The following is a 22,202-nucleotide window of genomic DNA, read 5'->3' as shown; positions in this document are numbered from 1 at the left end:
GGGAGTCACCGACGGCGTCCGATGCCGAACCGGCTGCTCGGCTTCACGGCCGGCACCGAGCCCGACGACCACGGCCTGGGCCGGTCACGGGGAGGCTTCATCACCAAGATCTACCTGGCCTGCGAACAAGGCCAACGGCCGTTTTGCAGATCGTCCCGACCGGCCCGCGGCGGCCGTCCGTCGTCTGAACATCGCGGGCACGGTCCCGGCACCGGCGACAGGCGGGGCCCCGCTGCGCGGTCGACGGCATGGAGGGTGCGTTACCGCGCACGGGCGGTCCGCCGTTCACCCACAGAGCGGCGTCGCGACGTCGCCCGCCGGCTTCTCCAAGAGGCGGAGCAGGAAGAGGACGGGATGGGGATGTCCTCGTACGGGGTAGGCGAGCGGGACGACGCGGGGCAGTCCGGCGCGCCGCTCGAGGGAGGATGAACGTATGCAATTCGACGACGATGCTGCTCTGGACACGTCCGAGGTCGCGGACGGGCGGGGAGGTGCGCTGGGCGGGATCCCGGGCGGCGGCAAGACCATCGGCGGGGGACTGGTCGGGCTCGTGGTGCTGGTCGCTTCCGTGCTCTTGGGTGTCGACCCCGGCATGTTCGGCTCGGGCGGCAGCGACACGTCCTCGTCGGGCAAGTCAGCCGCGGACCTCGCGGCGGACTGCCGGACCGGTGCCGACGCCAACCGCAAGGAGGAGTGCCGGATCGTCGCCGTGGTCGACAGCGTGCAGGCATTCTGGAAGCAGACGCAGACAGCCACCGGCAAGCCCTACCAGCAGGCCCCGACGTTCCTGTTCACCGGCAGTGTGAACACCGGCTGCGGGAACGCGACTTCCGACGTCGGCCCCTTCTACTGCTCAGCCGATGACAAGGTCTATCTCGATCTCGGCTTCTTCAACGACCTGGGCAGCAAGTTCGGCGCCAAGGGCGGCCCGTTCGCCGAGGCTTACGTCATCGCGCACGAGTACGGCCACCACTTCCAGGATCTCAGCGGAACGATCTCCCGCGGCAGCGGTAAGGGCCGGAACGGCGGTTCGGTGAAGCTCGAGTTGCAGGCGGACTGCTACGCCGGAGTGTGGGCCCACCACGCCACCACCACCCCCGACCCCAAGAGCGGTAAGCCACTGGTCACCGACTTGACGAAGGACGACATCAACCGCGGGCTGGACGCGGCCGCCGCCGTCGGAGACGACCGTATCCAGCAGCGCTACCAGGGCAAGGTCACACCCGACACCTGGACCCACGGCTCCGCGAGCCAGCGCCAGCAATGGTTCTCCACCGGCTACCGCTCCGGCCGCGTCGCCGACTGCAACACGTTCAGCTGACCACGCTGACAACCACGGCACCACGCCTGGGGTGGTTAGCGACCGACACCAAGTGGGAGTGCTGCCTCGACAGGCTGACCGCTTCCAGGACCGTGCCGTCGCCGCCCAGCTGGAGCAGGAGGAGCGGACAGAGCAGGAGCGCACCGCGCAGTACCTGCTGGCGGCGCGGCTGGAGCAGCTGCGCGAGCGGGCGGCGGCCCGGACCGAGGCGGCCGTGCCCGCGCCGTGGACGGACCGGTTGCCCGAGCTCGTCGCCCGCCCGCTGGATGGCGAGGCGGCCGGGGCGGTGATCGCGTGAGCAGCGTGCTGAGGGGGGACCTCGCGCGCGCCGGGCCCTGTCCGCGGCCCGGGAAGCGGCAAGGAAGAACGGGGGCGCCTGGAAGGACAAGACGAAGCGGCGCACCGGCGCGGTCGTACACCGCGACGGCCGCGAACCGCTCGGGCTCGGCAGCGCGATCAGCATGATGATGACCGAGCGCGGCATGGCCACCCCGGCGGCAGGCGGCAGCGTCCCGGCTGCCGCCGACCCGACTACACCCGGCCGTACCCGCCGCGCCGGTGCAGCGACGGATCCCGCCGGACGGCTACCGCCGCGCCATCGAGGCGCACCGCCAGGCTGTCCGGCCGTCGACGGTGGACCCGCCATCCCGGAAGCGCTGGAGCGGCAGACCGCCGCGATGCGGGAGCTGAGCGGCCGCGCGTTCCCCGAGCCGGACGTCGTCCCGGACGATGCGCCGGCGTGCTGGTGGCAGCGGTTGTGCATCAGCCTCGTTCGCTTGTTGATTGCTGGTCATGTGCTGTGGACGCGGGTTGGTCCGCTGTCACGAGGCGACCAAGTGGCTGCCGCTCTCTGGCCAGCATGCGGTTGACCGGCTGCCGTGAGAGTGGCTGCTCACATCCGGGATTGGGCTTTTGTTGCCACGCTGGACGGCCCTCGCGGAAGGGGCCCGTCACATCGGGAGGGAGAACAGACGCACCGGCTTCGAAGGCCAGCGTGCGTTGTCGCGCAGGGGCGTCACCATGGTCCGCAGTGGCATGGTCACCAGGCGGTTTTCGGGTTGTTCGACAAGCACCTCCTTGTCGAGGGGGTGCCATCCGAGGCGCTGGTACAGCGGCACGAGGGGAAGTCGGCAGAACAGGAGTGCGTGCTGAGGACCCATGGTGCGAGCGTGGTCAAGTGCCGCTGTGACCACGCGCCGGGCCAACCCCTGGCCCTGCATGTCGGGTGCGACGGCCACTCCACCGACTCCTACCACCTCTGTCTGGACATCGCCGATCGCAACAGGCAGCCGGAGGAGGCCGGCATGTGCCACAAGCCGGTCGCCGTGTCTGATACCGAAGTGCTCTCTTTTGGGCAGCCAGGTCAAACCGGCCTCGGCAACACCGAAGGGATCATCGCTGTCACCGAGGATCTCGTCCTGGTCCGTCTTCGTGTACTGAGGAAGCCGCACTGCAGCCGGTGCTACAGAGGATTGGTTGTCAGACATCCCCACATGATGATCTCTCATTCAAGGTCGGGCTGTGGCGGGGTGGTGCGCTCAAGGGACGTCGTCATAGGTTCCTCCCGGGTTGGCTGAGGCGGGTGGGTTCGGTGACTGGGGGTGCGGTGGCTGTCGGGGCGGGCCTCACTGGGCTGCCGGGCCGGAGGTGAAGAACGCGACCATCTGCTCCAGGCCCCGCTCGCCGAACATCGTGTCCAGGTTGGCGTTGGACTCGGCGGCGGACGCCTCGCTGCGCGGGAAGAGGGCCTGCTCGTACGCGGCCAGAGCGGCTTCGGTGTCGCCGGGATGTGCGGCGATGGCCAGGGCGAGTTCGGCGCCGTCGAACATGGCGAGGTTGGCGCCCTCCCCGGCGAAGGGGGACATCAGGTGGGCGGCGTCACCGAGCAGCGTCACGCCCGCGACACGGTCCCAGCGGTGCCCCACCGCCAGGGCGTGGATACGGCGCGGGGTGATCGTCTCCGCGTCGGCGACCAGGCTGCGCAGGCCCGCGTCCCAGCCTTCGAAGTGGGCGAGGACGGCGGCCTTGGCGGCAGCGTGGTCGGTGAAGTCGACTGTGTCCAGCCAGCCCTCGTCGACCTTGAGTGCCGTGTAGACGTGGAGAGTGCCGTCGCTCTCCCGGTGCGCGAGGACACCGCGTTCGTTCCCCAGGGCGATGAGGAACCCGCCGCCGATGACCGCGGCGCTGCGCGGGTGGCGGGTGTCGGCGTCGAACAGGTCGGTCTCGACGAAGGAGATGCCGGTGTAGGCGGGCTTGGCGTGCGAGACCAGCGGCCGGATCCGGGACCATGCGCCGTCCGCGCCGATCAGGAGATCGGTGGTGAGGGCCGAGCCGTCGGCGAACGTCACCTCGTGGCGCCCGTCGCCCAGCGCGCGGGCCCCGGTGACCTTGCGGCCCCAGTGGACCGTGCCGTCGGGCAGGGAGTTGAGCAGCAGGTCCCGCAGGTCACCGCGGTCCACCTCCGGCCGGCCGCCGGTGCCGTCGTCCTCCTCGGCCACGTGCACGGTGCCGTCGGGGCCGAGCAGGCGCATGGCCTGACCACCCGCGTGGACGATCTTGAGGAAGTCGTCATGGAGGCCGGCGGCGTGCAGGGCCTTCTGCCCGTTGTTCTCGTGGATGTCGAGCATCCCGCCCTGGGTACGGGCCGCCGCCGACGCCTCCAGCTCGAAGATCGCCGACTCGATGCCGTTGACGTGCAGGACACGGGCGGCGGTCAGGCCCCCAAGGCCTGCGCCGATGATCACGATCGGGAAATGGCTGGTGCTCATGGGGTCTCCGAAATCAGTAGGGGAACACCTCGGTGCGCCGAGTCGTCACCGCCGATGCCGCAAGGCTCCTTGCAGGGGCGGCTGCGTGGCGAGGAGGCAAGGGATGCCTCGTTCACCCCGCCACCGTAACGAACATGTTCGTTGCGAACAAGTTCGTATCGCGGCAGGCGGGGGGACTGCCGCCCCCGGCCGCGTCCGTCGCCAGGGCGGTCCACCTGCCCGGGGATCAGGCCGCTGTGCCCGGGGCAGGTGTGTGCATGATGCCGTTGACGAGGACGTCGAAGCTCCAGCGGATCCTGTCCGACACCGAGCCGCCGATCAGGGCGGGCATGTGCGCGGTGATCGCCGGATGCGTCGTGGCGTCCACGGCGTGCAGTTCACGCACCGTGGCGTTCCAGTCGTCCTCGGAGGAGGGATCGTGCTCGCGCGTCGAGTGCTCGGCGGCGGTGGCTGTCGCGTCCTGGAGCAGTTTGTCCGCCCCCCAGGCGACCTGCACGCGGCCGGCCCCGCTCTGCGACAGGAGAGCGAGGATGCGTTCCACCAGGCGCAGGTAGTTCTCGCCGCTCGGGCGGGCGACCAGCGCGGCCCTCGCGAGCTGCGGGTGCTCGAACAGCACCTGGGTGTACGACGTCATGACGGCACGGAGCTGCTCGCGCCAGTCCTCACCGCCGTCCCGCCCGGTCAGATCGACCTCGCCGAGCAGGGAGTCCAGAACGGCCGCGTGCAGCTCGGCGGTGTTGGCGATGTAGACATACAGTGACGCCGGGCCGGTATCCAGCTCCTGCGCCAGGCGGCGCATCGTGACCTTGCCCAGCCCCTCCGCCCGCATGATCCGCACGGCGGTGTCCACAATCCAGCGCCGGGACAGGGCGGGCTTCGCCGGACGCTCCCGACGGCTGATCGGCTCTCTTCTCGCACTCATAACCCGATCGTAACGAACGTGTTCGCAGGGTGGGATCGCCCGGTTCGCTCCCGACCTCCACGGGCGGCGGTTCTCACGAATGACCAGTTGCGAGAGTTCTGCGAGAGACAGGGAGCCGATCACGTTTCCGCAGGTCCCCGTTCTCAGAACACCTCTCGAAACTCCGGTGTTCTGTGAGACAGCGCTGACGGACTGCCAGAGCGGACCTGACGCCCGATCAAGCCGGAATCGCGGTAGAACGGAACGACTGCCCGAACTGGGAAGCCCCGGGTAGGAGTCCGTACCGCACCCGCGGCGGGAAGACCGCGACGAATTACCACACTCCGCGCTCCATCCTCGTCCCCGCGCTCCGCGAGAGCTGGAGGTCCTCGTCCACGAATACCGGGAGCCCGCCCGGCCGTGGAAGCCGGGCCCGCCCGTAGAGGCCGCTCCGGCAGAGCCGGCCGCGAAGCCGATCCGGATCGGGTACGCCCGCTGCTCGACCGCGCAGCAAGAACTCCAGAGCCAGCTCGACGCGCTCGCCCGCGCCAAGTGCAAGAGAGTCTTCTCCGAGAAGATCAGCACGCGGGTGAAGACCGGGCCGAAGCCGGAGGAGGCGCTGTAGCTGGCGTTCGACATCCGGGAGGCCGCCCCGGCACAGGAGGTGATCCTCACCGTCCACGAGCTCAAGCGCCTGGCCCGCAGCGCCGCCGAGCCGATGGCCCTCTCCGCCCAGCTCCAGGGCGCCGGCGTCCAGCTCGAACTCCTCACCGGCCCGCTCACCGGGATCTACGACCCCCACGGCATGGGTGCCATGTTCTTCGCCGTCCTGGCCGCCGCCGCACAGATCGAGCGCGACTACATCCGCGAGAAGACCCTGGAGGGCCAGGTCACGGCCGCCGCGAGGGGCGACCACGGCGGATGGCCCAAGGTGATCGACGACGACTCCCTCCTCTTCGCCCGCGCGTTCAAGGACAAGGGCGTGCCCGTCCCCCAGATCGCCAAGAAGCTGACCATCAAGACCGGCAAGAACGTCGGCAAGAACGTCGGCAAGAACGTCGGCAAGAACCCCTCGGTCCCCTCGCTGTACCGCGCGCTCGCCGGAGCCGAGCAGGCCGAGGCACCGGCCGTGCCGGAGATCATCACTCCGCGCCGGCCGGCGAGGGTGGACCTCGCCGGCCCCACCAGCGGCACCGACTCCGAGCTGATGGAACGCCTCCAGAAGCAAGCCCTCGGCGCCCCCGGCGACGTGCTGGACACGCTCGTTGAACAGACCGAGGACCAGACGGACGACGTCGTGGCGGCGCTGCTGGCGCAGGCCCGACGCGAACGAGAAGGGGAGGACGTGTGATCCCGGCGCCACACCGCACGAAGGGCCCCGGCGACTGCCGTCTTCACCCGCTGGCGTCCCCACCGCTGACCGACCGCAGGAAAGCGGAGGACCCCGGCGAACACTTTGCGCCGGTGGTCCTCCGCTTTCAAGATCAATCTTGCCGAGAACCGCTGTACCGATGTTCCCCAAGGGCGGTTCCCGGCCGTACCGCGCGTTCCGGTCCGCCGCCCGGCCTGCCCCGCGCCGTCCTGGTCCGCCGGGCCTTGTACCGCCGCGCTGCCGGGTCGGTCTGGTCCCGCGACTTCGCGCTCGCCACCCGCCCTGTGCCGCCGACCGCCCGTCACTCCGGACCGCCAGCGCGGGCCCCGGCCCCGCCCCGCCCCGCTCCGCCGCCCGGTGCCTCGTGCCGCTCGTCCGCCGCCGGACCTGCGCCGTCCCGGTCCGCCGCCCGGACCGCGCCGTCGCACCCGGCTCGCCACCAGTCCTGCTTCGGCCTGTGCCTGTGCCTGTGCCTGCGGCTGCGCCGCCGCATCGCCGCGCCCTGAGCCGCCGCATCCCCCGCACCGCCGCCCGGCCCCGCAGTCCCACCTCGTCCGCGCTGCCCGGTCCACCGCCTGGCGGAGCGGCAGCGGCACCTTTCCGGGCGGGGCGGGGCGGGGTCAGGGGCCGGGTGGACCTGGACGCGGTCAGGGTGTCGGGCCCGTGCCGGGGGTGTCCGGGCCCGCGGGGCCCAGGGTGCCGTGGCTGGTGCGGCGGGGTTCCAGCGGCGGCGCCAGGACCGAGCCGTGGGTACGGCACTCGGGGCGCCGGCAGTCCGGGGCGGGGCGGCGCACCGTCGTGAAGGCGAGCACCGCGCCGACCACCAGCACGCCCGCGCAGAGCGGCATCGCCCGCCGGAACGCGGCGTCGAAGGCGTCCGCCGAGCGGTACGCCTCCGAGCCCATCCCGGTGAGCACGGGCAGCGCGGCCACGGCGATGAGACCGGCGGCGCGGGCCGCCGCGTTGTTGATGCCGCTCGCCAGCCCGGCCCGCCCGGTGTCCACCGAGGCCAGCACGGTCGCGGTCAGCGGCGCGACCAGGGTGACCATGCCGAGGCCCATCACCACCAGCGCGGGCAGCACGTCCGCGACGTACGAGGCGTCCTTGCCGACCCGCAGCATCAGCAGCATGGCGGTCGCGCACAGCAGGGGGCCGACCGTGAGCGGGATGCGCGGCCCGATCCGCTGGGCGAGTTCGCCGGAGCGGGCGGAGAACAGCAGCATCAGGGCCGTGGTCGGCAGCAGGGCCGTACCGGCTTCGAGCGCGGAGTAGCCCGCCACCACCTGGAGCTGGAGCGCGGTCAGGAAGAAGAAGCCGCCGAAAGCCGCGTAGACGCACAGCGTCACCAGGTTCACGTTCGTGAACTGGCGCGACGCGAAAATGTCCGGCGGCATCATCGGATCGGACCGCTGCCGCTCGACCCGCACGAAGGCCAGGCCCGCCGCCACACCCGCGACCGCCGTCACCGGCACGAGCACGGAGCCGCTCCGAGCCCCGATCAGGGCGTACGTCACCAGCGCGAGGGCCGCCGCGCCGAGGATGGCCCCGAGGACGTCGAAGCGGCGGCGCGGCGCGGCCCCCCCGCTGTCGGCGATACCCGCGTCGAACGTGCCGGAGGACTCCGGGACGTGCCGGAGGGCGACGGGCACGCAGACCAGCGCGGCGGGGATGTTCAGCAGGAAGACCCAGCGCCAGCCCGGCCCGTCCACCAGCCAGCCGCCGAGGAACGGTCCGACGGCGGCCCCGACGCCCCCGAAACCCGACCACAGGCCGACGGCCCGGGCCCGGTCGGCGGGGTGGAAAGAGGCCTGGATGATCGCCAGCGAACCGGGGGTGAGCAGCGCCCCGCCGACGCCCTGGAGCACGCGGGCCGCGATGAGGATGCCGACGTTCGGCGCGAGCCCGCACATCAGCGACGCGGTGGCGAACCAGACCACGCCGACGACGAAGATCCTCCGGCGTCCGAAGCGGTCGCCGAGCGAGCCGCCGAGCAGGATCAGCCCGGCCAGCGAGAGCATGTAGCCGTTGACGGTCCACTGGAGCGCGGCGAGGCTCGCGTCGAGGTCACGGCCGATGGTCGGCAGGGCGACGTTGACGACCGTCGAGTCCAGCAGGGCCATGCTGGACCCGAGGACGGTCGTCAGCAGAACCCACTTCCCCGCTGGGGAGGCGATCCGTAGGTTAGGTCCGACAGCGGCGCGGGGTCCGTCGTCCGATGCGTCCCGCTCGGGCACAGCCATACCTCGGAGCATACGGCGCTGCAAGCGCGACTTCTGCCCCCCGAGTGGGTCGCCACCGAGCGCCTGGACACCTCCGGGACCCGAAAACACGGGTACTTGGACCCGTATGTTCCGCCAGTTGAGAGGCCGTCTGGCCCACCCCGAGCCTGCGGATGTCGCCATCCCGCCACAGGCTTGACGGAACAGGTCGGCCGGAATCGCGTATGGCGGAGGATGAACACGGCATAGGTACCCCCCGGATGCCCGAAGACGAGACCCGCGAACCGACGTCCTTCGAGCGCCGGGTCCCGCCGCTTTGCTGTCAGGATTGCTGATCGGTTGGGCCGCCTGAGCGAGCCGACGGCCCGTCGGTCTCTCCGGCGGGCCGTTTCGGATGCGGCGGCGCCCCGCGTGGGGACGGCAGCACAGCCACAAGCCGGGACCCGACCGTGGATCCGCGCCATGACGCAACCTCGACGACCCCGCGTGACCTGGTTTTCACGCGCTGTCCCGCGGTTGCACCGATGCGCTGCCGAGAGACGATGGGAGGGGGCGGGCCAGCCGCATGTACCGCTACGTCTGAGGCAGGAGGCGCACCATGCCCGCTTCTCGATCCGTCGCAACCCCAGTCCTGGAACCCTCTGCCCGGGAGCTGACGGCGGCAACGTCGCCACATCCGCGCATCTACGAGGTCCCGCCGGAGAACGGCCGCGAGATCCTCGATGGTCTCCAGGAAGGGAAGGGAGTGGCCAAGCCGGCGGTGGAAGAGGACTGGGTGACCATCGACGCCGGGCAGTACGGCAACGTCCGCACGCGTATCATCCGCCCTCGGGGAACGATGAAAACCCTCCCGGTGGTCCTGTACATCCACGGCGCCGGATGGGTGTTCGGCGACGAGAAGACGCACGACCGGCTGATCCGCGAACTGGCGGTCGGAGCAAACGCCGCGGTCGTCTTTCCCGTCTACGACAGGGCCCCCGAGGCGAAGTACCCGACTCAGATCGAGCAGAACTACGCGGTCGGAAAGTGGATCCTCCAAAACGGCGGGGAACAGAACCTCGATGCCTCACGGATAGCGGTCTGCGGCGATTCGGTGGGCGGCAACATGTCGACGGTCTTCGCGCTGATGGCCAAGGAACGCGGAGATGTGCAACTGGCTGCCCAAGTGCTGCTGTACCCCGTCACCGACGCGGACTTCGACACTCCGTCCTACCAGCAGTTCGCCGACGGCTACTACCTCACTCGCGACGGGATGAAGTGGTTCTGGGACGCCTACACCTCGGACCCCAAGCAGCGCACCGAAATCTATGCCTCGCCGCTGCGGGCCGACATCGAGCAGCTCCGTGGCCTTCCCCCCGCACTGGTCATCACCGACGAAGCCGACGTACTGCGTGACGAAGGCGAGGCCTACGCGGCCAAGCTCCGCGAGGCAGGAGTGGACGTCACCGCGGTCCGAGTGCTGGGAATGGTCCACGACTTCCTGATGCTCGACAGCCTCCGCGACTCCAAGGCAACCACGGTCGCGCGCACACTCGCCATCGAGGCACTGCAACAAGCACTGCACCCCTGAAGCGTGTCCGTACCGCGGACGAGGGCCTCCTGCGGCCAGCGGTAGAGGTCGCGAATCCCCGCCGAAGCCCTGGTGCCCGACGGGGAAGCCGGCTCATGGCCCACGTCAACGGGGCCTAGGGCGGATCGTGGCGACCCTCTCAGAGCAGCGCCGCCTCACGCGCGAGGCCGCGGGCAGGGGCCTCCAGCCGGACCAATTGCGCACGGTCCAGGCCCGCGTCGAGCTGCCGGTGAGCGAGGGCGGCCAAATCCGCCGGCGCTTGCGGCGGTCCGGCCGGGGGTGATTCTCCCCGCGCACCGACTGACCGGCCAGCCCAAAGTCAGACGTGCTGTGACGTCCAGTGTGACAGGCAGCAATGCTCAGTGATGGTTGGCAAGCGCGGGGCCCTTCGCCACGGTCCCCTGAGTTCGAATCACTCGTGGTCACCAAGGCGTGTTGTCACCGAGGTCCATGGCGCACTGTCTTCTTGGCTGCGGGTTGACGCAGAACATTCGATCGTGGGGGTGTTGTGGCCGGACGAATACTGACGCGGGGCCGTCCCATGGGCCTGGCTGCTTTTCTCCCGGTGCGTTTGACGGTGGTGTTCCTGGGCGTTGAGGTCGGCGCCGGCATCCTTCTGCACGTCACGCAGACATCTGGCTGACGTTGCTCGTGTATCCGGCGCTCTATCTCCTGGCCTTCTTTCTCCTCGCGCTGATGGTGCCGGGCATGGAAGAGCCCAAGGGCTGGGCGTCGTGGCGGTGATCGTGGCGCCCATCGGTGCTCTGATCGTGATGCACCTGACCATTTCGGGCCTGGACCAGCGGGCGCTGCACGCCGACGGCCGGGTGGATCGGGCGACGGTGACCAAGGTGTATTGGGTCGACCAGGGTGCCGATGCGCCGACTCACGTCGCACAGCTGGCCGATCCGTCGGTACAGCCCCTGGCGGAGTGTCCGGGGACGGGCTGAAGGCTGGCCAGACCATCACCGTCACCGTGGATCCCCAGGGGAAGATCCCGGTGCTGCTGGGCACCCCTTCGACGGGTTCGGGGCAGTTTCGGGTGGCCGGGCATCACAGCTGGCGTCAGATCCCCCTGCTGGCGTTGATGGCCTACCAGGCGTCGCCTACCGGCTGGCCACGAAGACGACAGACAAGCCGAAGCGAACGCGGAAATCCAACGACGTTCCGCGACGTGGGTGTGGATGCGGCTGGTGATCTCTTGGCCGCGGTGGTCGGGGTGGACGGCGACGAGGTTGCTGACCAGTTCGACGAGGGTGCGCCGGACGCGGGCGAGGCAGCCCGCGCCTACCTGCACCGCCTGTCCTCATCGGCCCGGCCGGGGAAACAGAGGCTGCTCGACGATGCTGCCGTTGGCGCGAGCGGCAGGAAGCCGAGAGGTACGAAGGCGATGGGCGCACAGACGGCGTTCATTCCTCACCGCTCATCGGTGGACCAGCGCCGACGTCAGCACAGAGCACGCTGGGTGGCGCGTGATGCCGACAAGCGTGCTTCTACTCTGCCCTGTCGGGGACAGCTCCCAGGGCGTAGAAGGAGACGATGCCGCGCCACGGCGATGGGCCACCCAGCGTTTGGTCAAGGCGCTCTTGCGACGGGTCGAGCGAGCGTCGAGCCGCGTTGACGAACTTCAGGTGTGCCTCCTCCAGCGCGCTGTGAATCGGCCGAAGCTGCTCAAGGTCGGTGGGCTGGCGACCGTGGCGACCGTGGAACAGGAGGGTGAAATCCTCCACGACATCGCAGAGCTCCAAAGTCGCGCCGGCGGCCTCACGGGTTGCGACCAGGCTCAACGACTGCACTCCGGCGTTGAACGGCCCCCAGATGGCAGGGGCAGGCTGGCGCTCCTCAAGGAACGCTTCGCGCAGCTCAGCTTCCACGGCGCCGAACGCCTGCAGAAACCTCTCGTAGGCGACAGTCTGTGTCCCTTGCAGCCACTGCCGATTCTGGCCGCGTCGCCCGACGATCCCGCCAGCGATAACGCCTACGACGGTGGCGGCAACGCCACCTGCGGTGGATATCAGGAGGTCCCATGGGACAGCCAATTGAGTTCCCCTCATGGTGGAAGATCCGGTCGAGCGAGCGCCGTGCTCACAGTAGAGCCTCATGGCCGCGCCGCGCCGCGCCGCGCACGCCGAGCCGCGCTCCACGTTCAGCCTCGTGCCTGCCACACAGCCGGCCATCGTTACCGGATAATCGCGATAATGTGCCCGCTGCCGCTGCCGCTGCCGCTGCCGCTGCCGCTGCCGCTGCCTGCCCGATAGCCCTGACCACTTCCCAGCGCCACCGGCTCAAGAAGATGGCCTACGGCCACAAGACCCCGCATCAGGACCGGCAGCGGGCCACAATCGTGCTGCTCGCGGCCCGGGGTCGCCCGAACGCGAGGATCGCCGTCACGACGGGCACGCACGTTGACACGGTGCGCACCTGGCGTGCCCGGTTCGCCGAAGGCGGCCTGCCCGCGCTGGCCGACCGCAAGCGTTCAGGTCGCCCGCGGCGCTTCACCCCGGTGCAGGTCGCCGAGGTCAAGGCGCTGGCCTGCCAACTGCCCGCCGAGACCGGCACCCCGCTGTCTCGTTGGTCGTGTCCGGAACTGGCGCGCGAGGTCGTGGCCCGCGCCATCGTCGGCTCGATCTCGGCCTCCACCGTGCGGCGCTGGCTCAAGGACGACGTGCTCAAGCCCTGGCAGTACCGGTCCTGGATCTTCATCCGAGACCCGGACTTCCAACCCAAGGCCGCCCGCATCATGGACCTGTACGCCCGCGTCTTTGACGGCGTCCCGCTGGACGAGGACGACTACGTGATCTCCAGCGATGAGAAGACGTCCGTGCAAGCCCGCTGCCGCTGCCATCCCACTCTGGCCCCGGGCCAGGCCCGTGCAATGCGGGTCAACCACGAATACCGGCGTGGTGGCGCACTGGCCTACCTGGCCGCCACAACGCCACGGCACAGCCGTTCCAGTGGAAGTTCACCACTTCCGACCTGGACGATCTGCTGGCCAGGCTCGACCGGCACACCGCCGATCACTCAAAAGAATCCTCCATCGCTCTCGCGGCGTGATCAACCCCCGAAGGACTTCTGGAGCCGACCACTAAGATCCTCGCCACACGGCCGTCCTGCTGGTCGCCCCCTACAACGACCCGCTCTCGGAGGGCGGCCAGGTCTGGCCCCACCAACGCCCAAGCCATCGTCATTTCAGCCGGATCCGCGCCGGTGGCGGGCCCTGCGGGTCACTACAGGTGGCCGGCTTCATGAGCCTGCTCGACGTGACGATCGTGGCGGTAGCACTGCCCCCGTCCAGCGTGACCTGCACGCTTCCCCCGCGCAGGTGCAGTGGGTGGTGTCCGGGTACGCCCCCCACCTTCGCCCTGGCCCTCGTCACCGCCGGCCGGCTGGGCGACGCCCTGGACCGGCGGCGCATTCCTGCTGGCTCTGAGCGGTTTCGATATCTGCAGCGCGGCCTGCGGAGCGGCTCCCGACATCACGCTGCTGGTGGTGGCCCGCCTCGCCCAGGGTATGGCGGCCGGGTTCATGGCACTCCAGAACTACTCCGCACTGATTCACGCGAGTACCCGACGGGCACGCCGGAGGTACGCCAAATGCACGCGATCAGTACACGAAACGTACGGGTAGAGGCGCGGTGATGTCTTCGTCCACCTGCGCCAACAAGAACGAGGCGTCACACCCGACCGCGACACCGTCGGCATGTGCTGGGGCCCAGTCCTCGCCGTCCTCAACGACCTCGAGACCAGTCGCTAACGATCCGGCTGCATGGTGTGCACCTTCTTGCGTCGAGCGACGGCAGGCGAATCCGGCTACCTTTCGGGTCGATCATGATCATGATAGACCCCGGGTTTCTTCCCGGAGGCCTTACACCGGGGGTGGCGTCACCAGCTTCGTGGTGCGGGGGTCGATGTCGGCTGCGTAGCTCAAAGTTGGTAGGTCGTGGCTGGTTAGGCCGTTCATCTCGACGGCGACACGGCTGAGGCGGTGAGCGGCATGGACGGACTGGCCGTCGGAGATGGCGGCGTAGAACCGAGCGGCGTAGGTGATGGCGTCGACGTCACCGATGGAGGCAGGCATTGCGATGACGAAGGGGACGGCGGCGACGAGTTGGGTGATTTGAACTTCGGAGAGGGAGGAGTTGAGCAGCACGATCAGCGGCTTGTCGTCGACGGCCGCGATGGCCCGTGCTAGGGCATCGGCGCTGGCGATGACGTGCCCGTGAAAAACGTCGCCCTGCTCGTTGGTGCTATGGCTAGAGAGGTGCACGACGTGCGGGCGGAACCGGCTGAGCGCGTCCAGCAACATGTCGGTGGTCGGAGCCGGGTGGGCTTCGAGCTCGATGAGGTCGTGGTGCGTGGCACTTTGCACGGCCGCACGGATCCTCTGGTGTTCCCGCGCGATACGCAGGTCGCCGTCAGAGGTGGCGCCCAGTAGCAACACTCGTAGTTTTTCCGGAATTGGAGCCCGAAGCTTCTTCGGCGCGCTGCGTACCTCTCCCTTGGTTGTCGACAGACGACTCTGCGTCCCGGCCGGACCGGCAGCGGCACGACGCTCGGCCTGCTCCGCCTTGGCGAGCTTTGCGGCCAGGTCCGCCGCATCCCTGGCGTACCTGTCTACCTTCGCACTCCAGATACCTGCCTCGCGAGCGGCTCTGTTCGCTTCGGCGTCGTGCCGCTGCGCGCTGCGCAGCCTGGCCGTCTGGCTGGTGACACTCGTCGTTCTGGCTGCGGCCGACCGCTCTCTTGTCGCCTTTGCTCGTCGGTCGTTTTCCCTTGCCCGGAATTCGCTGACCTTCTTCTTCGCATCGGCGTGGGCCCGCTGTGTCATGTCCAGGCGATCCCGGTAGGAGCTGACCTTTGGAGGGGTGCTCTTGCGTGCAGAACTGGCCGTGAGCGCTCTTCCCAGTTCCGCGGTGGATCCCTCGTAAAGCCAGTCGGCTTCGGGATCGGGTCGAGCACTCGGCTTGAGCGGCACAAACCGGTCCTCCAAAGCCGGATCCAGCATCTCCGCCATCAGGGCGCGCAGGGTGTTGGACACGGCGAGGTGCACGGGTGAGTCGGCGAAGAGCTCGGCCTGGTGCACCTGCTCCCTGAAGAACGTGTTGCTGGCGAGCCGGACGGCCTGCGACACGGCTTCACCGATAAGACCCCGGCGCGTGTCCAGCACCTCTCCAAAGGAGGCCCCCACCTCGATCGTCACATCGTGTTGCGCGACGACGGCGGTCTGCAGTTCGGCCAACACGCGGCCCATGTCCTGCATGGGCGTCGGGCCGTCGAGCTTCACCAGCAGATCTACTCTCCGATCAGCCGCCACCGGTTCCTCGGCGACTGCACCGTCGATACCTGCGCGGCGCATGATCGCGGTCAGGGAATCCCTGATGCCCTGCGCCAACTCCAGTTCCAGGTGGGGAGCGTCTGTGCCGCTCCTACCGCTGACAATGTGCACTTCGATGGCGAGGCACACGGCATTTGATGCGGTCGAGGAATCGTCGGGCGGCCCGCTTCCTATGTCCTCCAGCTTGTACGGCGTCGTCATGTGTGTCGCCAGTGTCCGGCGGAAGCCCTGGTCTTGGAGGAGGAGCGCAGCAGGCAACGCCATGAGCTGGGGACGCTGGGGGTGCCGGCGGGTGACCATTCCCGCGAAGAAGCCGTCGCAGGACACGAGTGCACCCGGCGACGTCGCCAACGCGCCTGCTGTGAAGGGCTCTGTGCCTTCGATGATGAGCCTCACGTCAGTAGGCCGTGCCTGCCCGCTCAGCTCAGTTGGTTCGCCCGACCGTCCGAAGCCGGCGACGCGCACGGGGGACATGAGCCCTTGGGGCAGGCGCCCCCACTCCAGTCGGAGCGGCAGAAGTCGCTCCCAGTCGTCGCTGTCGAGGATGTTCTCGTCCGTGAGCACCAGGGCGGCGTCCACCCCCTGCCCCTTCCACACGGTTCGGAAGGTGATCTCCGTGCCGTCCGGGCCCACGATTCGCGACCGCGACCCCGCGGCATCCGCCATGTGGGCGCACGTCAGCACGAGACGGGGGGTCAGCATGATGCCAGCTTCATTGCCTGTGGCTGTGCTGTTCACCCCTCTCACCATGACGACACGCGGGGACTGATCGAAGGCCCCTGGCTGGTCCATGGCCGGGGGGCCGGACGGCGGGTCGGTGTCCGTAGACAGATCCGCGACCGGCGCCGTCAGATGCTCTGCGGGCGGCTGTTCCTCGCCTACCCGGCTGCCGTCTTCCGGGTCGGTGGCGCTGCCGTGAACCTGCTCTCTGAGGCTGTCGGTGACGAGAAGCTTGGCCTTCTCGTCAAAGGTGATCGTGAAGCCGGAGCCGAGCCGGGGGGCGCCGTGCTCAAGATGGTCGAGCAGCTGCCTGGCCGTCAGATCCGTCATGGCCCGGAACTGGTCGCCGAGGCGAACCTCCTTGCGGTGCTGACCGATGAAGTCGAGCACGGTGAGTACGCGCTTGCCCGGGAAGCGTAGAAGGCCGACACTCAGTTGCCGCAGGAACCGAGTCGTACTGGACGGTGGCCGCAGCAGGAGCAGGGTGTCCACCTCGGGAATGTGGATGCCTTCGCTGAGCGCGTCGACACCGAAGACGACCTGCAAGTCGCCGCTCCTGAGAGAGGAAAGCGTCTCCTGGCGCGTTGCCAGGCGGTCCCTCGCTGTGAGAGTAGCGGCATGGTAGCCGGCGTCACGGAAGCGCCGAGTCATGAATTCGGCGTGTGCCACGGACTCGCAGAAGCCCACGGCCCGCATGGCCCTCACGTCGGGAACCGTGTCCCGGACAGTGCGGATGACCAGCCCCGCTCGCGCGTCGTTAGCGGTCAGCAGGTCGTTCAGCGAAGCTGGGTCGTACCGTCCCCCTTTCCAGTCCAGCCCTTGAAGGTCGGTGCCGTCTGCAAAGCCGAAGTAGTGGACGGGAGACAGCAGATCACTTGCCAGAGCGTCCGGAAGACGCATCTCCGCAGCGATACGACCTTCGAAGAACACCTCGTGGAGGCCGGGGCCGTTCGCCCGTTCGGGAGCCGCCGTGAGGACGAGCAACTCCTTCGGCGCGAGGCGCTCCAGGATGTTGGCGAACATCCGCGTTCCTATGGCGTGGGAGTCGTCGATGATGATCACATCGAAGTGATCAGGTGGCAGCTGGTCCATGACTCGGTTGAGGGACTGCCACGTGGCGAACACGTGATGCCCCCGCTCGAGGGTCTCCGCCCCGTGCAGGAACTCTCCGAACCGCGGGTTTGCGAGGACGGTTCGGTAGGCCCGGCGCGCTTGGTCCACTGCTGCCACCGAGCCTGCCACGAAGAGCAGACTCAGGTCTTGCTGGTGCTGCTCGCGCAGGTGCTGGTAGTCGAAGGCGGCCATGGCGGTCTTGCCGGTGCCGGGGGGAGCGACGAGGAGATTACGGTGCCGGTCGTGGAGTTCGCGCTCGGCGTTCAGAAGGTCAAGCATGTCGCGCTGGTGGGGATACAACCTGACCGCCCCGCCGAACGGGGGCCCGTTGGGGGCGACTTCCGTGTCCGGTGCAGGCTTGGGGGGATCGTCCGGCACCGCAGGCGCGGGGGTCTGCTGGGCCTCGTCCTTCTCGTCATCGCCGAACCGGGCCGTGAGGCCGGCCGGGGCGTCGGGACCGGAGTACGGCTCGGTGGGCTCGACCCCCAAAAGGCGCGCCGTTGCCGCAGCCGCTTGGGCGACCGGCCGCAGTCCGGTGGGCAGCATCTCCTGGCTTGTGGGTGAGTGAAGCGCGGCGACGATTCCGTGCGGGGCCTGAGGGTGAGCCTTGAGATGGTCGGTGAGGGCGAAGTGGGCGTCCCACGCCTGGTCGCGGCTCAGCAGCCCGCGCAGGTGCTCCGCCGCAGCCGGGTGGAACCGGTAGACGATGTCTGCGTTCTCGTGCCGTGTCGCCGTGAGCAGTCCGGCGGTGAGGAATTCCGCGGTGTCGGCCAGGGCAGCGTCCGGGATGAGGCGCTCACGGAGGACGTCGAGAACGGGAAGGGTGAACACATCGAGTGATGAGGCGGCGATCGCCAGCCGGACGGCGGGGGAGTGCAGGCTGTCCGTGAAGGCTTGGGCCGCGGCGGTGACGTGTGCGTCGGTGGCCGGCGCATCGGGCTCGGCGGCGCTCTGCCGTCGACTGCGGTGTCTGGGGGGCATGCGTCCGGAGGCCGGGACGAGGACGGCTTCACAGCCGCTGAGGTCGGTGCGCATCACGGTGCGTGTCCAGGCGAGGATGTGCTGGGCGTCCATCTGCAGCACGGGCAGCGCCTGCCAGGGCTGAGTTCCCGGGGCGTCGTCGCGGAAGAGGCGGGGGCGGCGATAGGCGAGAAGCCGTCCGGGGGATGCCGGGACCGAGGCGGTTGCGGTGGTCCGGGGCAGGTCGAGACCGGAGCGTTGCCACAGGCGTTTGGGAAGAGGGTTGATCAGGGCCACGGGTGCCGTCCGGCCCCAGGTGTGGAGTGTCTTCCACAGGTTGTTTTGGCGCCAGGCGGGAGCCGCGCAGTCGGAGATGACGAGGAGGAGTCGGTGGGCGGGCTGGCTGTGGCGGGGATCGGACGGGTCCATGGGCAGGGGCTGGCCGTTGTGGTCGTGCAGGACGGGCTCGGCCTGTGGTGGATGTTCGAGGTGCCACACGCGGATGCTGCGGAAGGCGGACAGGGTGCGCAGCATCTGCGTGAGAGCGAGTGACGTCTCGTTCCAGACGGCCATTGAGGTGCCGCGGTCCACGACCAGGACGGCCTCCAGCCAGGGCTCTGGGGCCGGTGCGAGTTGGGGGACGAGGACACCGGTTCGGGTGTAGTGCTCGACGGTGGCGTCCAGGTCGAGGCGCTGGTGAACCCGGGACGGTCGGAAGCGGCGCAGCGGGCGCAGGGCCCGGCCGATGTCGAGAGCGTTCGGCAGAGCCGGGGCGCGGCCGATGCTCACAGAGCTTCCGGGGACCAGGTGACTGCTGCTGTCGTCCTTCAGCCAGACCGAGGCAGCCCCTGCAGCGCCTGCATCTGCACCGTGTTCAGGGGCCGGGTCATCGCAGGGGTCGTCGGTGTCCGCGTCGCACTGTAGGGGCGCATCGGCGGATGGCTCTTCGGCGGCCGGGGGTGGATCGGCGGTCAGGTCCTCCATCTCTGTGGCGCCGGATCTGGCGGCGGCGAGAACAAGAGCGTCGAGGGCCTCCCGGATGTCCCCCTGCGCGCCGGCATGGATGTCGTCCAGGCCGGCACGGGACAGGGCGGCCAGCAGCTGTGCGGCCCGGTTCTCAGCCACGCCCGAGGCCTCGGAAGAGCAGCTCCTGCAGCCGTGTCCGCTGCTCCTCGTCCTGGATGCGGTCGCCGCGCAGCAGGTGGACGGCGCTGAGTAGCTGGTCGACGGCAAGGTTCTCGCCGCGGTTCAGGCGGTCTACGAAAGCGGTCACCAGGGTGTGGGTGGTGTCTTCCTCGATCTTCTCCAGGTGGGCCTCGACGATGCCGGTGAGGGTCGCGACTGTGAGCGCGGGCATGTCGAAGCGCACACAGCGCCGCAGGAACGGGGCGGGGAAGTCGCGTTCGCCGTTGCTGGTGAGGACGATGACCGGGAACTGTGCGCACTCCACCAGGCCGTTTTCGACGTCATGGCGGATACCGGAATCGGCGGTGCGGACGGTGACGTGGCTCCTCGAATGCCGGGCCAGTTCGGGAATCTCAAAACGTCCGCGTTCCAGAACGTCGAGGAGGTCGCTCGGTAGGTCCAGATCGCTCTTGTCGATCTCGTCGATCAGCAGGGCGCGGGGGAGGTGTCGACCGGGCAGCAGGGCTGTGCCCAGAGGGCCGAGTTGGACGAAGTCCCCGATGTCATCGCGTGCGGCACGGCTGGCGCGGCGCGCGGCCCGTCCGTGCTTGGACATGGCGGGACGGTCGACGGCGCGGAGGTTGTAGGCGTGGATACGGCCCAGGGCGTCGTAGCGGTAGAGCGCGTCGGCGAGGGTGCTGCGGGAGGTGATGTGCCAGCGCAGCACGCTCCCGAGCCCGAGTTCGGCGGCGATCTGCTCAATGACGGAGGACTTCCCGGAGCCGGCCGGCCCGGTCAGCAGCAGAGGCCGGCGCAGATGGAGCGCGGCGTTGACCGCGTCGACCAGTTCGGGATCCGCGCGGTACGTGCTCGCCGGGGACGGTGACCGTACTGCGTCAGCCGTACCTGCCGTGCCCGTCGGCGCACGCCACGGAGGCGGGGGAGGAAGCCTCTGAGGCTGCTCAGGAATGCTTCCCGTACCCGTGTAGTACGGCGTCCAGTTCATGCCTGCTCCTTCGGCGTCACGTCTTGCGGGGCGACGACCGCCCGGCCGGCGCGCCGCTGGCAGAAGTCCTGCCAGTGCGCGTCGTGCCATGTCGTACGGATATCAGCCAGATGACCGGGAACACCGTCCAGCCGCTCCTGGAAGGCGCGCAGGAGTTTCTCCGGCAGCGAGTCCCAATGTTCCGCGACCGCATCCTGCAGCGCCCCTGCGTCGCTGACGCTCCCCTGCCGGGGCCAGATCAAGGCCGGGGTGTGGAGGATCGTCCGTCGATCTGGATCTGGCTGCCGCCCTGGCCCTCGCGCGGCAGGAGACCTGGGCCGCCGCGCACAGCCAGTACGCGGCCCAGCCCACCCCTGACCGTCCCGATGGTGCGATCATCGCCACCACCGCCCCGCACCGGTGGGCCGGCGACCTGGTCCGCGTGCTGGACCTCACGCCCTGAATCCAGCGACAACCGCCCCACAGCCCGGGCTGCCGGCCAGTGCCGCCGGGGTGCGCGCAGGTGATGCGCTGTGGCAGGGCCGCGAGACTTGACCCGCGTCCGTGCGCGTTCCCGCCTTGGTGACCGATGAGCGACGGCCGCGGCTGCTGCTCCGCGCGCCGTCGCCCGGGCGGCCTCCTCCCTGGCGCGCATACTTGGCACTGTCGGAGACTGGCCGTCGTTGCCGGTCGTCGGTCCTGTCCTCTTACGAGGGCCGGGTGCGGGCCGCACTTCAGCTGCTCCGCATCGCTGCCTTGGGCGGCCCCGACCTCCTCACCGTGCTGGGGGGAGGATTCCTTCCGCCGTGTCCGTCCCGGTCTGCGCCCAGATCCGCAGCGAGGTGACGAAGACGCGCCGGCGGGCCTCCAGGGCGAGAGTGTCCGAGCACGGCTCACCCACCTCCGGGCCGGGCTGCGCGGTGACTGGGACGACGATCCGCGTCGCGGTGTCGACGAGCAGCTCGGGCATCCGCGGTTCGGTACCGGCGAACTCGCAGGCGGTTTCGATGTCGTCGGCGTTGACGGCACGGAGGTAGTCGAAGGCGCGGATGGGCCGCTCGCCGTGGGCGCTGGTCTGGTCATGGGAGCTTGCGCCGCTTCGATCGCAGGCCGTGCTGTTGGCTTTCCGGCCACAGGGTGTCTATCAGCCGTCCGAATCGCACGATGATCTGCTGTACGGCGTCCTCGGCCTGGTGCCGGTTGGTGACCCCCGTGGCCAGGTTCCCGGTCGCAGGACGCCGCGGTCGGCCACGCCTGTGCCGGCGACCGGGCGTCGAGCCGTTGGCTGGGCTGGTGCTTTCAGCCGGTGGGGGTGCCGACCTGGTCGCGTTCGAGTGCGGAGCGCAGCTGGCGGAGGGCCTTGGCGGCGGCGGCCGTCGTGGACTGGTCGAGGGCTCCTTCGACCAGCTCGCTCAGGTCTGCGGCGAAAGTGGTCTCGGCGGCATCGAGGAGCTGTGAGCCGTCGTCCGTCAGCGCCAGAAGCGAGGACCTGCGGTCCGCCGGGTTGGTCTGGCGGACGATCCATCCCTGCTTCTCCAGGCGGTCGGCACTCTTGCTGGTCGCGCCGACGCCGATGGCGAATTCCGCGGCGAGGTCGGCCACCCGGGACCCCGGGTGCTCGCGCAGGAATCGCAGGAACTCGAACTGGGACGTCACGATCCCGTGCCGCTCGCGCAGGCGGTCGTTCAGCGCGTTGTACAGGCGTGTCTCGCACCGGACGAGATCCGCGAAGAAGCTCTGAAGGTCGGCGACGCCGGCTGATTTATATGCCACGGCATATAGTGTAGAGGAAGCCATTCCACAGGAGGAAGCAG

General features: G+C 69.4%; 14 protein-coding genes and 4 pseudogenes. 8 read left to right on the top strand and 10 right to left on the bottom strand.

All coding sequences use genetic code 11. The features are described from left to right. Positions 1-433 precede the first annotated feature (433 nt). Both ACGFT1_RS31140 and ACGFT1_RS31135 read left to right on the top strand, forming a co-directional pair. Positions 434-1,321 (top strand): neutral zinc metallopeptidase, encoded by an 888-nt coding sequence (locus tag ACGFT1_RS31140; protein WP_373912322.1) that lies wholly within the window; start codon positions 434-436, stop codon positions 1,319-1,321. Positions 1,322-1,379: 58 nt separating this feature from the next. After that, entirely contained in the window at positions 1,380-1,619 is a 240-nt protein-coding gene (locus ACGFT1_RS31135) for a hypothetical protein (protein ID WP_373912321.1), read from the top strand. 652 nt (positions 1,620-2,271) lie between these two features. On the opposite strand, the gene ACGFT1_RS31130 is transcribed toward ACGFT1_RS31135, so the two are convergent. From ACGFT1_RS31130 to ACGFT1_RS31120, 3 genes are all read right to left on the bottom strand, one after another. Next, entirely contained in the window at positions 2,272-2,808 is a 537-nt protein-coding gene (locus tag ACGFT1_RS31130; RefSeq protein WP_373912320.1) for a GNAT family N-acetyltransferase, read from the bottom strand. Between the two features lie 138 nt (positions 2,809-2,946). Further along, on the bottom strand, positions 2,947-4,089 hold the full coding sequence (locus ACGFT1_RS31125; protein ID WP_373912319.1) for an FAD-dependent oxidoreductase: 1,143 nt from the start codon (positions 4,087-4,089) through the stop codon (positions 2,947-2,949). Positions 4,090-4,315: 226 nt separating this feature from the next. Then, positions 4,316-5,011, bottom strand: coding sequence for a TetR/AcrR family transcriptional regulator (locus ACGFT1_RS31120; RefSeq protein ID WP_373912318.1), 696 nt, complete (start codon positions 5,009-5,011; stop codon positions 4,316-4,318). 358 nt (positions 5,012-5,369) lie between these two features. On the opposite strand from ACGFT1_RS31120, the pseudogene ACGFT1_RS31115 reads away from it, so the two are divergent. Further along, positions 5,370-6,341: pseudogene (locus tag ACGFT1_RS31115) on the top strand (recombinase family protein). Positions 6,342-7,009: 668 nt separating this feature from the next. Here ACGFT1_RS31115 and ACGFT1_RS31110 read toward each other — a convergent pair. Next, positions 7,010-8,602, bottom strand: coding sequence for an MFS transporter (locus ACGFT1_RS31110; protein WP_373912317.1), 1,593 nt, complete (start codon positions 8,600-8,602; stop codon positions 7,010-7,012). A gap of 577 nt (positions 8,603-9,179) precedes the next feature. On the opposite strand from ACGFT1_RS31110, the gene ACGFT1_RS31105 reads away from it, so the two are divergent. Both ACGFT1_RS31105 and ACGFT1_RS31100 read left to right on the top strand, forming a co-directional pair. Next, a complete protein-coding gene (locus tag ACGFT1_RS31105; RefSeq protein ID WP_373912316.1) occupies positions 9,180-10,151 on the top strand; it encodes an alpha/beta hydrolase in 972 nt (323 codons plus the stop codon). Positions 10,152-10,885: 734 nt separating this feature from the next. Further along, the gene (locus tag ACGFT1_RS31100; protein ID WP_373912315.1) at positions 10,886-11,101 is read left to right on the top strand and encodes a hypothetical protein; all 216 of its coding nucleotides are present in this window, start codon (positions 10,886-10,888) and stop codon (positions 11,099-11,101) included. Positions 11,102-11,644: 543 nt separating this feature from the next. On the opposite strand, the gene ACGFT1_RS31095 is transcribed toward ACGFT1_RS31100, so the two are convergent. Beyond that, on the bottom strand, positions 11,645-12,328 hold the full coding sequence (locus ACGFT1_RS31095) for a hypothetical protein (protein ID WP_373912314.1): 684 nt from the start codon (positions 12,326-12,328) through the stop codon (positions 11,645-11,647). A gap of 116 nt (positions 12,329-12,444) precedes the next feature. Between ACGFT1_RS31095 and ACGFT1_RS31090 the strand changes: the two are divergent. Further along, positions 12,445-13,041: pseudogene (locus tag ACGFT1_RS31090) on the top strand (helix-turn-helix domain-containing protein); the annotation flags it as partial. Between the two features lie 267 nt (positions 13,042-13,308). Then, positions 13,309-13,733: pseudogene (locus ACGFT1_RS31085) on the top strand (MFS transporter); the annotation flags it as partial. A 282-nt stretch (positions 13,734-14,015) separates the two neighbouring features. Here the strand turns inward: ACGFT1_RS31085 and ACGFT1_RS31080 are convergent. From ACGFT1_RS31080 to ACGFT1_RS31070, 3 genes are read right to left on the bottom strand one after another with little or no spacing between them, the layout of a single operon-like run. Beyond that, on the bottom strand, positions 14,016-19,403 hold the full coding sequence (locus ACGFT1_RS31080) for an SAV_2336 N-terminal domain-related protein (RefSeq protein ID WP_373912313.1): 5,388 nt from the start codon (positions 19,401-19,403) through the stop codon (positions 14,016-14,018). Further along, positions 19,396-20,409 (bottom strand): AAA family ATPase, encoded by a 1,014-nt coding sequence (locus ACGFT1_RS31075; RefSeq protein ID WP_373912312.1) that lies wholly within the window; start codon positions 20,407-20,409, stop codon positions 19,396-19,398. Before ACGFT1_RS31075 ends, ACGFT1_RS31080 begins: the two co-directional genes overlap by 8 nt. Continuing rightward, positions 20,406-20,651, bottom strand: coding sequence for a hypothetical protein (locus ACGFT1_RS31070; protein ID WP_373912311.1), 246 nt, complete (start codon positions 20,649-20,651; stop codon positions 20,406-20,408). Before ACGFT1_RS31070 ends, ACGFT1_RS31075 begins: the two co-directional genes overlap by 4 nt. Before the next feature lie 20 nt (positions 20,652-20,671). On the opposite strand from ACGFT1_RS31070, the pseudogene ACGFT1_RS31065 reads away from it, so the two are divergent. Continuing rightward, positions 20,672-20,851 (top strand): annotated as a pseudogene (locus tag ACGFT1_RS31065) (hypothetical protein); the annotation flags it as partial. Positions 20,852-21,163: 312 nt separating this feature from the next. Here the strand turns inward: ACGFT1_RS31065 and ACGFT1_RS31060 are convergent. Together ACGFT1_RS31060 and ACGFT1_RS31055 are read right to left on the bottom strand one after the other, a co-directional pair. Next, entirely contained in the window at positions 21,164-21,358 is a 195-nt protein-coding gene (locus ACGFT1_RS31060) for a hypothetical protein (RefSeq protein ID WP_373912310.1), read from the bottom strand. A 329-nt stretch (positions 21,359-21,687) separates the two neighbouring features. Next, positions 21,688-22,161, bottom strand: coding sequence for a MarR family winged helix-turn-helix transcriptional regulator (locus tag ACGFT1_RS31055; RefSeq protein ID WP_373912309.1), 474 nt, complete (start codon positions 22,159-22,161; stop codon positions 21,688-21,690). Between the last annotated feature and the right edge of the window lie 41 nt (positions 22,162-22,202).

The sequence above is a fragment of the Streptomyces sp. Y20 genome, from assembly GCF_043195475.1.
GTDB lineage: Bacteria > Actinomycetota > Actinomycetes > Streptomycetales > Streptomycetaceae > Streptomyces.
The sequence above is the reverse complement of the archived record's forward strand: the minus strand, read 5'-3'. Positions and strand labels throughout refer to the sequence as shown.

Coding starts and splice junctions, on each gene's coding strand:
- ACGFT1_RS31110 (WP_373912317.1), bottom strand. CDS start 8,602: ATGGCTGTGCCCGAGCGGGACGCATCGGACGACGGACCCCGCGCCGCT.
- ACGFT1_RS31140 (WP_373912322.1), top strand. CDS start 434: ATGCAATTCGACGACGATGCTGCTCTGGACACGTCCGAGGTCGCGGAC.
- ACGFT1_RS31075 (WP_373912312.1), bottom strand. CDS start 20,409: ATGAACTGGACGCCGTACTACACGGGTACGGGAAGCATTCCTGAGCAG.
- ACGFT1_RS31130 (WP_373912320.1), bottom strand. CDS start 2,808: ATGTCTGACAACCAATCCTCTGTAGCACCGGCTGCAGTGCGGCTTCCT.
- ACGFT1_RS31125 (WP_373912319.1), bottom strand. CDS start 4,089: ATGAGCACCAGCCATTTCCCGATCGTGATCATCGGCGCAGGCCTTGGG.
- ACGFT1_RS31120 (WP_373912318.1), bottom strand. CDS start 5,011: ATGAGTGCGAGAAGAGAGCCGATCAGCCGTCGGGAGCGTCCGGCGAAG.
- ACGFT1_RS31105 (WP_373912316.1), top strand. CDS start 9,180: ATGCCCGCTTCTCGATCCGTCGCAACCCCAGTCCTGGAACCCTCTGCC.
- ACGFT1_RS31060 (WP_373912310.1), bottom strand. CDS start 21,358: ATGCCCGAGCTGCTCGTCGACACCGCGACGCGGATCGTCGTCCCAGTC.
- ACGFT1_RS31095 (WP_373912314.1), bottom strand. CDS start 12,328: ATGGCCGGCTGTGTGGCAGGCACGAGGCTGAACGTGGAGCGCGGCTCG.